The organism is Colwellia sp. MB02u-9, assembly GCF_014077085.1.
In the GTDB taxonomy this organism is placed as follows: domain Bacteria; phylum Pseudomonadota; class Gammaproteobacteria; order Enterobacterales; family Alteromonadaceae; genus Cognaticolwellia.
In genome coordinates, this window is sequence record NZ_JACGVF010000099.1 from 158370 (window position 1) to 173136 (window position 14767).

Annotated in this window: 10 protein-coding genes and 4 tRNA genes; 12 read left to right on the forward strand and 2 right to left on the reverse strand. The window is 39.3% G+C overall.

The window, feature by feature from the left end; all coding sequences use genetic code 11:
- Positions 1-4: 4 nt before the first annotated feature.
- Positions 5-496: a peptidylprolyl isomerase gene (locus tag H4J65_RS15625; RefSeq protein WP_182136996.1), complete on the reverse strand. Its 492-nt coding sequence runs from the start codon at positions 494-496 to the stop codon at positions 5-7.
- Between the two features lie 222 nt (positions 497-718).
- Here H4J65_RS15625 and cysS point away from each other — a divergent pair, with 222 nt between their 5' ends.
- Entirely contained in the window at positions 719-2101 is a 1383-nt protein-coding gene (gene cysS, locus H4J65_RS15630) for a cysteine--tRNA ligase (RefSeq protein WP_182198762.1), read from the forward strand.
- Between the two features lie 169 nt (positions 2102-2270).
- Here cysS and folD read toward each other — a convergent pair whose 3' ends face one another.
- A complete protein-coding gene (gene folD / locus H4J65_RS15635) occupies positions 2271-3128 on the reverse strand; it encodes a bifunctional methylenetetrahydrofolate dehydrogenase/methenyltetrahydrofolate cyclohydrolase FolD (RefSeq protein ID WP_182136994.1) in 858 nt (285 codons plus the stop codon).
- Positions 3129-3395: 267 nt separating this feature from the next.
- Here folD and H4J65_RS15640 point away from each other — a divergent pair.
- The 11 genes from H4J65_RS15640 (at position 3396) to H4J65_RS15690 (ending at position 14764) form a co-directional block, all read left to right on the forward strand.
- Positions 3396-3472 (forward strand) — tRNA-Pro (locus H4J65_RS15640).
- 87 nt (positions 3473-3559) lie between these two features.
- A tRNA-Arg gene (locus H4J65_RS15645) sits at positions 3560-3636 on the forward strand.
- 7 nt (positions 3637-3643) lie between these two features.
- Positions 3644-3719: transfer RNA gene (locus H4J65_RS15650), tRNA-His, on the forward strand.
- Between the two features lie 29 nt (positions 3720-3748).
- Positions 3749-3825: transfer RNA gene (locus tag H4J65_RS15655), tRNA-Pro, on the forward strand.
- Between the two features lie 408 nt (positions 3826-4233).
- A complete protein-coding gene (gene tig / locus H4J65_RS15660) occupies positions 4234-5541 on the forward strand; it encodes a trigger factor (protein ID WP_182185003.1) in 1308 nt (435 codons plus the stop codon).
- A 127-nt stretch (positions 5542-5668) separates the two neighbouring features.
- Positions 5669-6268: an ATP-dependent Clp endopeptidase proteolytic subunit ClpP gene (clpP, locus tag H4J65_RS15665; RefSeq protein ID WP_182137037.1), complete on the forward strand. Its 600-nt coding sequence runs from the start codon at positions 5669-5671 to the stop codon at positions 6266-6268.
- Positions 6269-6362: 94 nt separating this feature from the next.
- Positions 6363-7640, forward strand: a complete 1278-nt coding sequence (clpX, locus tag H4J65_RS15670; RefSeq protein ID WP_182136992.1) for an ATP-dependent protease ATP-binding subunit ClpX — start codon at positions 6363-6365, stop codon at positions 7638-7640.
- Between the two features lie 152 nt (positions 7641-7792).
- Positions 7793-10156, forward strand: coding sequence for an endopeptidase La (lon, locus tag H4J65_RS15675; protein WP_182136991.1), 2364 nt, complete (start codon positions 7793-7795; stop codon positions 10154-10156).
- 272 nt (positions 10157-10428) lie between these two features.
- Positions 10429-10704, forward strand: coding sequence for a nucleoid-associated protein HU-beta (gene hupB, locus H4J65_RS15680; RefSeq protein WP_146880417.1), 276 nt, complete (start codon positions 10429-10431; stop codon positions 10702-10704).
- Between the two features lie 656 nt (positions 10705-11360).
- A complete protein-coding gene (gene ccmI / locus H4J65_RS15685; protein WP_182198763.1) occupies positions 11361-12623 on the forward strand; it encodes a c-type cytochrome biogenesis protein CcmI in 1263 nt (420 codons plus the stop codon).
- A gap of 155 nt (positions 12624-12778) precedes the next feature.
- Positions 12779-14764, forward strand: coding sequence for a heme lyase CcmF/NrfE family subunit (locus H4J65_RS15690; RefSeq protein WP_182198764.1), 1986 nt, complete (start codon positions 12779-12781; stop codon positions 14762-14764).
- Positions 14765-14767 lie beyond the last annotated feature (3 nt).

A 14767-nucleotide genomic window follows, 5' to 3' on the forward strand; every position in this document is an offset into this window, starting at 1 on the left:
AGTATTACGCTACGATAGTTTCTTCAATTAGTATTTCTTCTTTTGGCACGTCGTCATGATAGCCAGAACGACCGGTATCAACTAAAGTCATTTTGTCAACAATGTCCATACCTTCAACCACTTTAGCAAATACACAGTAACCCCAGCCTTGCACATCTTTACTTTTAAAGTTAAGGAAGTCGTTATCAGCTAAGTTAATAAAAAATTGTGCTGATGCTGAATGTGGGTCTTGGGTACGCGCCATAGCTAAAGTACCACGGGTATTGCTTAAACCATTATTTGCTTCGTTTTGAATTGATTCACGGCTGTCTTTTTCGTCCATACCTGATGCGAAACCACCGCCTTGCGCCATAAAACCTTTAATAACACGGTGAAAAACTGTGCCATTATAAAAGCCGTCTTCAGCGTATTGTTGGAAGTTTTTAGCGGTAACAGGTGCGTTATCAAAATCTAATTCAATTTTAATGTCGCCTAAGCTTGTTTTAAATGTGATCATTTTTTTACTCATAAATCTAAAGGAAATTTAACTGGCTAAATTGTAACTCAATAAAAGAAACATTTCTTGGCAAAATTCATCGTAAATTTATCAGAAAATTTCTCTGCAAATGAGCCAAGTTAATGATTCATACCCATACTTGGGGTACAATTGCGATAATTCCCGTTGTGGGGATAAGTGAATTTAATCACGTATTGATATTAGATAGGAAAAAGCGCCATTATGTTGCAGATTTATAATACCTTAAGCAGGAAAAAAGAAGTTTTTAAGCCGATCACTTCCAACAAGGTAGGTTTATATGTTTGCGGTATTACTATTTATGACCGATGTCATATCGGTCACGCCAGAACCTACGTTGCCTTTGATATTATTGCCCGTTACTTAAAGTATTTAGACTACGACTTAACGCATGTGCGTAATATTACTGACGTTGACGATAAAATTATCAAACGTGCTAATGAAAACGGTGAAAGCTGTGAAGCCTTAACCTTACGTATGACCGAGCAAATGTATCAAGACTTTGATGATCTTAATATTATGCGCCCAGATATTGCCCCAACGGTTACGGGTCATATGGTTGAGATCATTGCTTTGGTTGAACGCCTAATAGCGCGAAAAAATGCTTATGTTGCCAGTAATGGTGATGTTATGTTTGAAGTCAGTACTTATAAAAATTATGGCAAATTGAGTTTGCAAAATTTAGATATGCTGCAAGCGGGTTCTCGTGTTGATATTGATGAAGCAAAGCGTAGCCCATTAGATTTTGTGCTGTGGAAAATGGCTAAACCCGATGAGCCAAGTTGGGATTCACCTTGGGGTAAAGGTCGCCCAGGTTGGCATATTGAATGTTCCGCTATGAATCTAAAGCATTTAGGTGAACATTTTGATATTCATGGCGGTGGCTCAGATTTACAATTTCCACACCATGAAAACGAAATAGCTCAATCTTGTTGTGCTCACGATACACCGTACGTTAATTACTGGATGCATGGCGGCATGGTGCAAATAAACAAAGAAAAGATGTCAAAATCTTTAAATAACTTTTTTACTTTGCGCAGCGTGCTTGATGCCTATGATGCAGAAAGTGTGCGTTTCTTTTTAACCTCGAGTCATTACCGTAGTCAGTTAAATTATTCACAGGATAACTTAACGCAGGCGCGTGCAAGTTTAGAGCGTATTTATACGGCGTTGCGTGACGTCACGCCCATTAAGGTCGAGTTAAAAGGCAACGCATATGTTCAACGTTTTGAAAAAGCGATGAATGATGACTTCAATTGTCCTGAAGCTATGCCAGTTTTATTTGAATTAGCGAAAGAAATCAATCGCATCAAAGCAACAGATATTGAAGCCGCCTCTAAACTGGCTTTTATTTTAGTTTCATTAGGTGCAGTATTAGGCGTTGCGCAAAATTCACCGGAAGATTTTTTACAAGGTGGGAATGGCGATAGCGATGAAGTGGCAGAAATTGAAGCTTTGATTAAACAACGTAATGACGCCCGTGCCAATAAAAATTGGGCAATGGCGGATGACGCACGCGATAAGCTAGCGGCATTGAATATTATTCTAGAAGATAGTGCGGGCGGTACAACCTGGCGTAAAGGCTAGAGTTACCTTAGTACAAGCGTATTATAAAGATAAAAGCCTGCAATAGCAGGCTTTTATGTACATGATGTACTGGCAGTTTTTTTCTAGACAAAAACTCAATACCTGCGTCCATGCAGGCAGTGTCATCAGCGCATTAATGCACCAGCGCTTACATTGACAAATAACCAGACTATTTACTATGAAACTCTTCGCACGCAATAAGGGTGTTTTCTATTAAGCTAGCAACCGTCATTGGACCCACACCGCCTGGTACTGGCGTGATATAACCCGCATTTTCTTTTGCTTTAGTAAAGCCAACATCACCCACTAGCTTGCCGTTCTCTAAACGGTTAATACCCACATCAATAACAATAGCGCCTGCTTTTATCCATTCACCAGGAATAAATTCAGGTTTACCAACAGCTACCACTAATAAATCAGCATTTCTTACTTTTGTTTCTAGGTCTTTGGTAAATCTATGGGTGGTGGTAACCGTACAACCGGCGAGTAATAGCTCTAGTGTCATAGGGCGACCAACAATGTTTGATGCACCGACCACAACAGCCTCTAAGCCGTGAGGTTCTACGCCAGTTGAGGCGATTAATTTTATAATACCTTTTGGCGTACAAGGACGAAGTCCAGGCTGGCGTAAGGCTAATTTACCCACATTGTTTGGATGAAAGCCATCAACATCTTTTAATGGATTAATATGCTCAATAATTAAATTGGCATCTAAGCCTGCAGGTAAGGGCAGTTGAACAAGAATGCCGTCTATTGCATTATCGTTATTTAACTCATCAATTAAGTTGAACAGTTGCTCTTGAGATGTTGTTAAAGGCAAGTCATAAGAACGTGATACAAAGCCAACTTCTTCACAGGCTTTTCTTTTACTACCAACATAAACTTGAGAGGCGGGATCTGAACCGACCAAAATCACGGCTAATCCGGGAACACGCAGACCATTTTTTATGCGTTGTTGTACTTTATCTTTAACAGAAAGGCGTAGTTGTTGGGCGATCAACTTACCGTCAATAAGAGCTGCAGTCATAATTCTTCACAAAAGGCTAAAAAACGTGGTTATTTTCGCATAATAGAAAAGCTATTTGTAGAAAATAAATGCATAGCGTGTCGAAATAATTATTTATTGATAAATAATGGTGATATTTTTATTTTATTAGCCAATATCAGTGGTATTTTAATCAAGATGCTGTAAAAGTGAGCGAACGAACATTTATTTAAAAAAAGTGTTTGACGGACAACGGGCAACTAGGTAATATCCGCATCCGTTGAGAGAGCAAGCTCTTTTAACATACGTCGGTGATTAGCGCAGCTTGGTAGCGCACTTGGTTTGGGTCCAAGGGGTCGCAAGTTCGAATCTTGCATCACCGACCATTTTTTTATTTTCAATGTTTTTATTTTAAAATAAAAAAAGACAAGTTTTATACCTAATGAAGCTTGTTTAGCATCTGTAGGCAATGTGCGCCCTTAGCTCAGCTGGATAGAGCAACGCCCTTCTAAGGCGTGGGTCGTAGGTTCAAATCCTACAGGGCGCGCCATACAGTGGTGGCTATAGCTCAGTTGGTAGAGCCCCGGATTGTGATTCCGGTTGTCGAGGGTTCAAGTCCCTTTAGCCACCCCATTTTTTGTATGGTTTAGTAAAAAGTATATCGGTGATTAGCGCAGCTTGGTAGCGCACTTGGTTTGGGTCCAAGGGGTCGCAAGTTCGAATCTTGCATCACCGACCACTTCTTATTTTTGATTGTTTCATGTGATTTATTTAACTACCGTATGTAGCTTAAAAAATTAAATACTGATTTAGGTTCCACTAAGTTCAGTCGCAAGTTCAAATCTTGCATTACCAACAACTTTATTAAAATTCTTCAGTTAAATCCTCCTAAATAGCAATCTTACTTTCTATTATTACCTCAATAGCATTAAATTTTTAATTTATTTGCGTTCTATGCTCGACTCTTGTTTAAAGCACCGCTATAATTTCGCGTCATTATTTTAATCTGAACATCTTTATTCGGATTTTCCGGGCTCTGCTAGTAATACTGGCAGGCTGCATACATAACTTTATTATAAAGTTTTGTTGACTATATTTAGATGCGTTATAGAAAGCGTACAAACGCTAAGTTTTTTGAGGTAATTAAATGCAAGTTTCAGTTGAGACTACACAAGGTTTGGAACGTCGTTTAACGATTTCTGTTCCTGCCGAAACAGTAGATGTTGAAGTTAAAAATCGTCTTCGCCACATCGGTAAGACCCAACGTATCAATGGTTTTCGTCCAGGCAAAGTGCCACCATCGGTTATTCAAAAACGCTATGGTCAATCTGTTCGTCAAGAAGTTGCTGGTGAATTTATGCAACGCAACTTTGTTGATGCGATTGTTGCTGAAAAATTAAACCCAGCCGGTCGTCCAGCATTTGTTGCCAAAAGCAACGAAGATGGTCAACCATTAGAATTTGAAGCAACATTTGAGATCTACCCTGATGTTGTTTTAAAAGATTTAGATAAGATAGCGGTAGAACGTCCTGCAGTCGACGTTACCGAAGCTGACCTTGATGAAATGTTTGAAACATTACAAAATCAGCATAAAACGTGGAAAGAAAACAAGCGTAAAACGAAGACAGGCGATAAGCTAACTATCGATTTCAATGGCCGCGTTGACGGTGAAGAATTTGAAGGTGGTAAAGCTGAAGGTTTTGAACTTGAATTAGGTTCAGGTCGTATGATCCCTGGTTTCGAAACAGACATCATAGGTATGAAAGCTGGCGAAGAAAAAACTATCACAGTATCTTTTCCAGACGATTACCATGCTGAGAAGCTTAAAGGTAAAACTGCTGAGTTTGATATTGTTGTGCATACAACTGAATCAGCCGTTTTACCAGAAATAGATGATGAGTTTGCAAAACTATTCGGCGTAGAAACTGGTGGTGTTGCTGCACTTCGTGAAGAAGTTGGCAAAAACATGGCGCGCGAACTTAACCAAGCTGTTAAAGCTAAAGTTAAAGAGCAAGTGATTGAAGGCCTACTTGAAGTTAGCGAATTAGATATTCCAGCGGCACTTATTGCGCAAGAAGTTGACGTATTGCGCAAGCAAGCTATGAAACGTTTTGCCGATCAAATGGACCCTAATAACTTACCAGAGCTTCCAGCTGAAATGTTTGAAGAACAAGCGAAACGCCGCGTTAAAACGGGTTTGCTTTTAGGTGAAGTGATCAAAGTTAACGAATTAAAAGTTGACGAAGCTAAAGTAACTGACTTAATTGAGTCAGCAGCTTCAGCTTATGAAGATCCATCTGAAGTTATTGAGTACTACAAAACTAACAAAGAACTTGCTCAACAAATGCAAAATGTTGCATTAGAAGAACAAGCTGTAGAATTGTTACTTGCCAGTGCAAATGTAACAGACAAAAAAGCCAGCTTTAAAGATATCATGAATCCTGAAGGTAAATAGACCTTTTAGATTGACATTCTGCTGAGCAATCGCTTAAATGGCTTGTATGGGGACATATGAGCCATTTTTTTTATAAAAGGAAAGTTAGTTGTTTACTTCTCAAAATAATTCTCACGATTTAACGAGTATGACCGAAAGTGCCTTAGTACCTATGGTTGTTGAGCAAACTGCCAAAGGTGAGCGCTCTTACGATATTTACTCAAGACTGTTAAAAGAGCGCGTAATCTTCCTTTGTGGTCAAGTTGAAGACCATATGGCTAATTTGATCGTTGCCCAATTGCTATTTTTAGAGTCAGAAAGCCCAGATAAAGATATTTATTTATATATAAATTCTCCAGGGGGCTCTGTGACTGCAGGCATGGCTATTTACGATACCATGAAGTTTATTAAGCCAAATATTAGCACAGTTTGTATTGGTCAAGCGGCTAGCATGGGCGCATTTTTGCTATCTGGCGGAGAAAAGGGCAAACGTTATTGTTTACCTAATGCTCGTGTCATGATTCATCAACCTCTTGGTGGTTTTCAAGGTCAAGCTTCTGATATTCAAATTCATGCAAAAGAAATTTTGTATATCAAAGACAAGCTTAATCGTTTAATGGCAGAGCACACCGGCCAAAGCTTAGATAAAATATCTGACGATACAGACCGTGATAATTTCTTAAGTGCTGAAAGCGCGGTTGAATATGGTTTAGTTGATGCCATACTAGAACAAAGAATGGATAAATAACCTTCTATTTTGTGATGCGCGTTGTTATTCTCGCGATTTATGAAATACTGAACAGTATTTGTTTGTAAAATTTTTAAAATATTAGAGGTACCGTATGACCGATATGAAAACAGGTGACGGTGATGACGGTAAGTTACTGTATTGCTCATTTTGTGGTAAAAGTCAGCATGAAGTGCGTAAGTTAATTGCAGGCCCTTCAGTCTTTGTTTGTGATGAATGTGTTGAGTTATGCAATGACATTATCCGCGAAGAAATTAAAGAAATTGCGCCTAAGCAAGATAAAGAAAGCTTACCAACGCCAATCGAAATTCGTGAAAGCTTAGATGACTACGTTATCGGGCAAGAACACGCTAAAAAAGTGCTTGCTGTTGCGGTTTATAACCATTACAAGCGCTTGCGCAATGGTGACTCACATAATGGTGTAGAGCTAAGCAAAAGTAATATATTGTTAATTGGCCCTACGGGTAGTGGCAAAACATTACTAGCGCAAACATTAGCGCGCTTATTAGATGTACCATTTACCATGGCTGATGCCACCACACTAACCGAAGCGGGTTATGTGGGCGAAGATGTTGAAAACATCATTCAGAAGCTACTGCAAAAATGTGATTATGACGTTGAAAAAGCACAGCGTGGTATTGTTTATATCGATGAAATTGATAAGATTTCACGTAAATCAGACAATCCATCAATCACCCGTGATGTTTCGGGCGAAGGTGTGCAGCAAGCGTTATTGAAACTCATTGAAGGTACTATTGCCTCTGTACCGCCGCAAGGTGGTCGTAAGCATCCACAACAAGAGTTTTTGCAGGTTGACACCTCAAAGATTCTATTTATCTGTGGTGGTGCGTTTGCAGGCCTTGATAAAGTTGTTGAACAACGTTGTCAAACCGGCACAGGTATTGGTTTTGGCGCGACAGTTCGTGGCAAAGACGACGAAAAAACCTTAACACAGCTTTTTCAAGAAGTTGAGCCTCAAGATCTAGTTAAATATGGCCTGATCCCTGAATTTATTGGCCGTCTACCTGTCGTTGCAACCTTGACAGAGCTTGATGAACAGGCACTTATTCAAATCTTACAAGAGCCTAAAAATGCTTTAACTAAGCAATTTTCTGCGCTTTTTGATATGGAAAATGTTGAACTTGAATTCAGAGCCGATGCTTTAACCGCTATTGCCCATAAAGCTATGGTGCGTAAAACCGGTGCTCGTGGCTTACGTTCCATTGTCGAAGGGGTTCTACTCGAAACTATGTATGAATTACCATCGATGGAAAATGCTGTGAAAGTTGTTGTTGATGAAACAGTCATTAGAGGCGAGTCTAAACCTATTATTATTTATGAAACGCAGCAAGATAAAGCGTCATCAGAATAATTATTTCGCTAATTTAAGTCTAAAAAGTGATGTTAGCCAGTTTGGTTAACGTCACTTTTTTTTATTCATCTGTTGAAAGTATTTACAAACACCCCATATACAAATACATATCCTTAAAAATCACATCATACTATTCACCGAGAGAGTAACCAATGACTAAAGAGTTATCTGGCGTAGTTGAAATTCCCGTATTAGCCTTACGTGATGTCGTTGTCTATCCACAAATGGTTATCCCATTATTTGTTGGTCGCGAGAAATCTATCCGTTGTCTTGATATTGCCAACGAAAATGATAAGCAAATATTCCTTGTTGCACAAAAAGATGCTGCAGTAGACGACCCGGCACAGAGCGATTTGTACCAAACCGGTACTATTGCCACTATTTTGCAAATGCTTAAATTACCTGATGGTACCGTTAAAGTACTGGTTGAAGGTGTGCGTCGAGCTCAAATTACTGAGTTTGTTGAAACTGATGAATACTTTACCGCCAATGCTACATTTTTAAGTGTTGAAGGTGTTCCTGACGATAGTACTGAAGTGTTAATTCGCTCGGCTATTTCTCAGTTTGAAGGTTATGTAAAATTAAATAAAAAAATACCACCGGAAGTCTTAACGTCAGTTTCAGGTATTGATGATGCCGAGCAGTTAGCCGACACTATGGCAGCTCATATGCCACTTAAATTAGTCGACAAACAAAAGGTACTAGAAATTACCCATGTTTCAGAACGTCTTGAGTTTTTAATGGCGTTAATGGAAGGTGAAATCGATTTATTGCAAGTTGAGAAGAAAATTCGCACGCGTGTTAAAAAACAAATGGAAAAAAGTCAGCGCGAATATTATTTGAATGAGCAGATGAAAGCAATTCAAAAAGAATTAGGTGATGACGAAGAAGGTACGAACGAAGCTGATCAAATAGAAAAGCAGATCGAAGCAGCGCAAATGCCTAAAGAAGCAAAAGAAAAAACCTTAACAGAATTAAAAAAATTAAAAATGATGTCACCCATGTCAGCTGAAGCCACGGTTGTGCGCAGCTATATCGAATGGATGATTAGTGTGCCGTGGAAAAAGCGCAGTAAATTAAAGCGTGATCTTAAATTAGCACAAGAAGTGTTAGATAAAGACCATTACGGACTCGATAAAGTTAAAGAACGCATAGTAGAGTACTTGGCCGTTCAACAACGTGTTAGTCATTTAAAAGGGCCTATTTTGTGTTTAGTTGGGCCTCCGGGTGTAGGTAAAACCTCGTTAGGACAATCTATTGCTAAATCGACCGGTCGTAAATATGTCCGTATGGCGCTAGGTGGTGTACGAGACGAAGCTGAAATACGTGGACATAGACGAACCTATATTGGCTCACTACCGGGCAAGCTAATTCAAAAAATAGCTAAAGTTGGCGTGAAAAATCCGTTATTTTTGTTAGATGAAATAGATAAAATGGCTTCTGACATGCGTGGCGATCCTGCTTCGGCATTATTAGAAGTGCTAGATCCAGAGCAAAACAGCAGCTTTAATGATCACTATTTGGAAGTTGATTATGACTTATCTGATGTGATGTTTGTTGCTACGTCAAATAGTATGAATATTCCTGGCCCCTTACTAGATCGTATGGAAGTTATCCATCTGTCGGGTTATACCGAAGATGAAAAGCTTAACATTGCGAAAAATCACTTGCTTGATAAGCAAATAGAACGCAACGGTTTAAAAAGTAAAGAAATTGAAATAGAAGACAGCGCCATTGTCGGTATTATTCGTTATTACACTCGTGAGGCTGGTGTGCGTGGCTTAGAACGTGATATTTCTAAGTTATGTCGTAAAGCGGTTAAATCGATTTTATTGGATAAAAACGTCAAAAAGGTAACGATAAATCAAGCGAATTTATCAGAATTTCTTGGTGTGCAACGCTTTGATTATGGTAAAGCAGACGATGAAAATCGTGTTGGTTTAGTCACTGGTCTTGCTTGGACTCAAGTCGGTGGTGAGCTACTGACCATTGAAACTGCTTCTGTGCCAGGCAAAGGTAAGTTGAGCTATACGGGTTCGCTTGGTGACGTAATGCAAGAGTCGATACAAGCGGCAATGATGGTAGTGCGAAGTCGTACAGAAAAGCTACGGATTAATAGTGACTTTCATGAAAAACGCGATATTCATGTGCATGTACCTGAAGGTGCAACACCGAAAGACGGCCCAAGTGCTGGTGTCGGTATGTGTACGGCATTAGTATCAAGTTTAACCGGTAATCCAGTCAGAGCTGACGTGGCAATGACTGGCGAAATTACTTTACGTGGTGAAGTACTGGCAATTGGTGGCTTAAAAGAGAAATTACTTGCCGCGCATCGTGGTGGTATCAAAACGGTTATTATACCTAAAGATAATGAGCGCGATTTGATAGAAATACCTGACAATGTAAAAGCTGATCTAGCCATTTACCCAGTGAAATGGATAGATGAAGTGTTAAACATTGCTTTAGAACATCCTGTTGATAAATGGCAGTTAGACAAGGAAGTGGTTAGAAAATAGCTGTTTTTGTTAAAAAACTTAAAAAAATAGCAAAAAAATTGATAAAAACGTAATTAACGCTTTTCAAACGCTGAAACTATGGTAAGTTAATGACGCTAACAACGCTAGAGCCCCCATTTATAAGGGGCCTAGTAGAGATAAAAATTATTATCAATATTTTTAGTTTTCTTTAACTCGGCGCTTTATGTTCAAAAAGAAGCTTAGGATAAAGTTTCTGCAGGACGCTAAACAGAAGATAGCGCTGAATAATAACAATTGAAGGGGAATACACTGTGAACAAATCTCAACTTATCGAGAAAATTGCTGCGGGTGCTGACATTTCTAAAGCTGCGGCTGGTCGTGCATTAGATTCATTTATCGAAGCAGTTACAGAAGAATTAAAGGGTGGCGAGCAAGTTGCACTAGTTGGTTTTGGTACTTTCTCAGTACGTGACCGTGCTGCACGTACAGGTCGTAACCCACAAACTGGTGCGACTATCGAAATCGCAGCAGCAAAAATCCCATCTTTTAAAGCTGGTAAAGCACTTAAAGATGCTTGCAACGCTTAATTAATAGCTTTGCTAAAGATTGAACATTAAGCCGCTTTTATAAGCGGCTTAATTGTTTCTAGCGCATTAGTTATCATTGAAAAGACTAATCGTAATAACATCACTTCCTTCAGTAAACTATAAAGCTTAATACCAGTTTCATTAAGTTATGGTCACTTATGCTGGTTAAAGTAAACCACAGCTAGGTTACTCTTCATCAATATCCCGCATAAAGCACCCAAAGGGAATAAAACTGGTTTAATTACCTCTTTAACTTCTTCTTAAAATTCTGTGTGCTTTTTATAGTACTAGTTAATTTATGCTACTAATCAATTTAGGCTAGGTTTACCTGCAATTAAACATAGCATTGGTAGCTTTCACTTAGGGTTAATGGGCAATGTTATTTGGCATATTAGAAAAATAAAGTTGAGCCATTAGGCGGTTATAGCAACGACAAGTTTACCGCAACTAATTAACCACTATTATTACGATGAATATGTGGCTTTTTTGCGACGGTATCGCTAGAAAAAACCAGATAAAATTGTTACGCTATGCCACTTATAAACAAGGGTGTTAAACGTTACTTATTGCTTTAAATAACTTTAATTAAAACCTCTTACAGGGCTAATACTCAGCAGTTTAAATAATTTGATCAACATAGGTATAAATTAAATAATATGACTACATTCTGGCTGGCAGTTTTATCATTAATAGTGATTGCATTAATTATTGTCTGGCGTATTTTTTCTTCATCTAAAAATACTATTGGTGCAGAAAATCTAAATATTCGTCAAGAAACCAATGTCACACTTTACCATGAGCACTTATCACTTCTCGAAAACGATTTGGCTGAGGGCAGTATTGGGCAAGACAGTTACCTACAATTAAAAGCAGAGTTAGATAAAACACTTTTGCAAGATGCTACATTAAGTAAATCGTCAAGGGTTGAAAAACAACAGACATCATGGTTATGGCCACTAGGCATAGCATTGGCTGTCGTTAGCTTTAGTTTATATACCTACATGAACCTTGGTTCGTATGCACAATTGAGTTCACCTGTCCTGAGTAATGAAAATAACGCACAGAGTGAATTAACCCCAGAACAAATGCTAGTTCGTCGTTTACAGAAACTTCAGCGCGAGGTAAAAGACGACCCGAGTAATTCACAAGCTTTGTTCAGTTTAGGTCAAGCCTACATTTCTGCCGGTGAGTTTGACAATGCGATTGAGGCGTTTGACGGCGTAATGAAGCAAGTTGGCGAGCATGCCGAGTTATTAGGGCCAAAAGCTCAAGCGATGTATTATAAAAATAATCAGCAATTGAGCTCAGACATTCAAGCTGTGATTGATAAGGCATTAGTGTTAAACCCATTAGACGCATCAACCAATATCCTTTTAGGTATGGATAGTTTCACCAAGCGAAAGTTTGCTAAAGCAGTGCAGTACTGGGAAGTGGTTTTAAATAGCGACCGGCCAGGGATAAGTACACAAGCGCTAGCGGGCGCTGTAGAAGAAGCTAAAAACCAATTGCGCTTGAGCAATAAAAACACAGCTTCTGGAGCCGGTAGTGCTGAACTTGAGGCAAACTTGCCACACCTTACTATTGAGGTATCTTTAGCGGCGAATGTTCAAGAACAATTGATCAACGGTGAAGATAAGACCGTATACATATATGCCATTGCTACAGAGGGGCCTAGAATGCCTTTAGCGGCTGTAAAAATTAAAGCCAGTGACTTGCCGCTCAGTATAGTTTTAGATGATTCACAAGCAATGACGCCACAAATGCGCTTAAGTAGTGTGGATAAAGTGCATATTTACGCCGTAGTGTCTATGCAAGGTAGTGTGGGTATTAAGTCGGGTGACTTTAAAGCAGAAGCGCTTAATATTGATGCGATGGAAAAAAGTTTAATAACAATGAAAATATCAGTACAAGTACCATAAAGGTAATGGCTTAAGTATCACTGTAAAACTTACCTCTGGTAACATTTAGGGTGATATTTAAGCAGAGAAGATCTGATTTGGCGCTAGTCTTGACTAGTTAAAATCAGCTAAACTTAGTCCCAATAATGTTTTAACATTAATTTACAGGAATTATCATGATCCCAGAGCTCGGGCACTTCGCACTCATTATCGGGTTAGCGTTTGCATTATGTTTAAGCGTAGTGCCGCTGATTGGCGTAGCGCAGAACAATCATCAATTAATCAATAGTGCCAAACCATTGAGTTTTGGTCTTTTCTTCTTTGTAGCAATCAGTATTTTTTTATTAGGCTATAGCTTTACGGTAGATGACTTTTCAGTCAAATATATTGCCGGTCACTCTAATAGTTTATTACCCTATTATTTCAAAATCAGTGCGATCTGGGGCGGACACGAAGGCTCTATGCTACTTTGGGTTTTTGCCTTAACGTGTTGGACCTTCGCGGTGAGTGTTTTTAGTAAGCAATTAGAAAAAGAGTTTGTTGCCCGTGTTTTAGCGGTAATGGGCATGATTGCGGTTGGCTTTATTTTATTTACGCTATTAACCTCTAACCCGTTTGAGCGTTTATTACCAAACTTTCCGCTTGAAGGTCTTGATTTAAATCCATTATTACAAGATATTGGCTTAATCATTCACCCACCAATGTTATATATGGGGTATGTTGGCTTTTCAGTTGCTTTTGCTTTTGCTATTGCCGCGCTTATGGCTGGAAAAATGGATGCCGCATGGGCACGTTGGTCTCGCCCATGGACAGTTGCCGCTTGGTCATTTTTATCGGTAGGCATCGCGTTAGGTAGTTGGTGGGCATATTATGAACTTGGCTGGGGCGGTTGGTGGTTTTGGGATCCTGTTGAAAATGCTTCATTTTTGCCGTGGCTTGCTGGTACTGCGCTGATTCATGCGTTAGCAGTAACAGAACAACGTAACACTTTTAAGCATTGGACATTATTACTGGCTATTTTTACTTTTTCTTTGGTTTTATTAGGAGCCTTTTTAGTCCGCTCAGGTGTTATTACTTCAGTACATTCATTTGCAGTAGATCCAGAGCGCGGCATTTACTTACTGGTATTATTAGCGATAGCCGTTGGCGGCTCGTTAACGCTTTATGCCTTTAGAGCTGCAAATGTTAGCAGCCCAAGCCGCTTTACGTTTTATTCACGTGAAAACGCTATTTTAATTGCCATGTCAATATTGGTCACGGCGACAGTGACTATTTTATTAGGCACACTTTACCCGCTAATCATCGATGCTATGGGCTTGGGAAAAATATCAGTAGGTGCACCCTATTTTAATGCTGTGTTTGTTCCTATGATGATCGCTCTATTTCTATTTATGGGTGTTGGGCCGCTTACTCGCTGGAAAAAAGCGCGTAAAGGTGAACTAGCTAAACATTTAAATAAAACTTCAATTTTTAGTGTCTTCTTTGGTGCTGCTTGGCCGTTTATCTATGCGGGTGAATTTAGCCTAAGCGCATTCATTGGCATGACGTTAGGTTGTTGGATTGTCTTAGCTGTTTTAAAAGATGTATTTATCAATGCTAAGCAGGCCGACGGTAGCTTGAAATTTTCAGCCGTGCCACTTAATCATATTGGTATGGCGCTTGCCCATGCCGGCATTGCAATTACGGTTATTGGTGTGACTATGGTGTCGACCTATGAAAAAGAAATGAACATAAAAATGGCGCCAGGGGAAAGTGCTAATTTATCAGGTTACATGATAGAGTTTGCCGGCACTAAAGATGTTTTAGGACCAAATTATAGCGCAATTCAAGGGCAACTTAAGGTCTCACTGGACGGTGAATTTGTTACCTTATTAAAGCCTGAGCTACGTACTTATAAAGTACAACGTACCGGGATGACCGAGGCCGCCATTCATACCAACTTATGGCGTGATATTTACGTCGCTTTAGGTGATCCGCTAGAGCAAAACTCCTGGTCAATGCGCTTATATTATAAACCTTTTATTATCTGGATATGGTTAGGTGGTTTTTGTATGGCAATAGGTGGTTTCTTAGCGATATTAAGTAAACGCTATCGTAAGCGCGTGCTGGTAACAGAACAAAAGCTTAGCCAAACTAAACCCGCTGTTTTACAAGAGGCATAATTA

Bases quoted from the DNA above. Each gene is read 5' to 3' on its own strand.
- clpX (WP_182136992.1), top strand. From the start codon at position 6,363: ATGACCGATATGAAAACAGGTGACGGTGATGACGGTAAGTTACTGTAT.
- folD (WP_182136994.1), bottom strand. From the start codon at position 3,128: ATGACTGCAGCTCTTATTGACGGTAAGTTGATCGCCCAACAACTACGC.
- H4J65_RS15625 (WP_182136996.1), bottom strand. From the start codon at position 496: ATGATCACATTTAAAACAAGCTTAGGCGACATTAAAATTGAATTAGAT.
- tig (WP_182185003.1), top strand. From the start codon at position 4,234: ATGCAAGTTTCAGTTGAGACTACACAAGGTTTGGAACGTCGTTTAACG.
- clpP (WP_182137037.1), top strand. From the start codon at position 5,669: ATGACCGAAAGTGCCTTAGTACCTATGGTTGTTGAGCAAACTGCCAAA.
- ccmI (WP_182198763.1), top strand. From the start codon at position 11,361: ATGACTACATTCTGGCTGGCAGTTTTATCATTAATAGTGATTGCATTA.
- lon (WP_182136991.1), top strand. From the start codon at position 7,793: ATGACTAAAGAGTTATCTGGCGTAGTTGAAATTCCCGTATTAGCCTTA.
- H4J65_RS15690 (WP_182198764.1), top strand. From the start codon at position 12,779: ATGATCCCAGAGCTCGGGCACTTCGCACTCATTATCGGGTTAGCGTTT.
- cysS (WP_182198762.1), top strand. From the start codon at position 719: ATGTTGCAGATTTATAATACCTTAAGCAGGAAAAAAGAAGTTTTTAAG.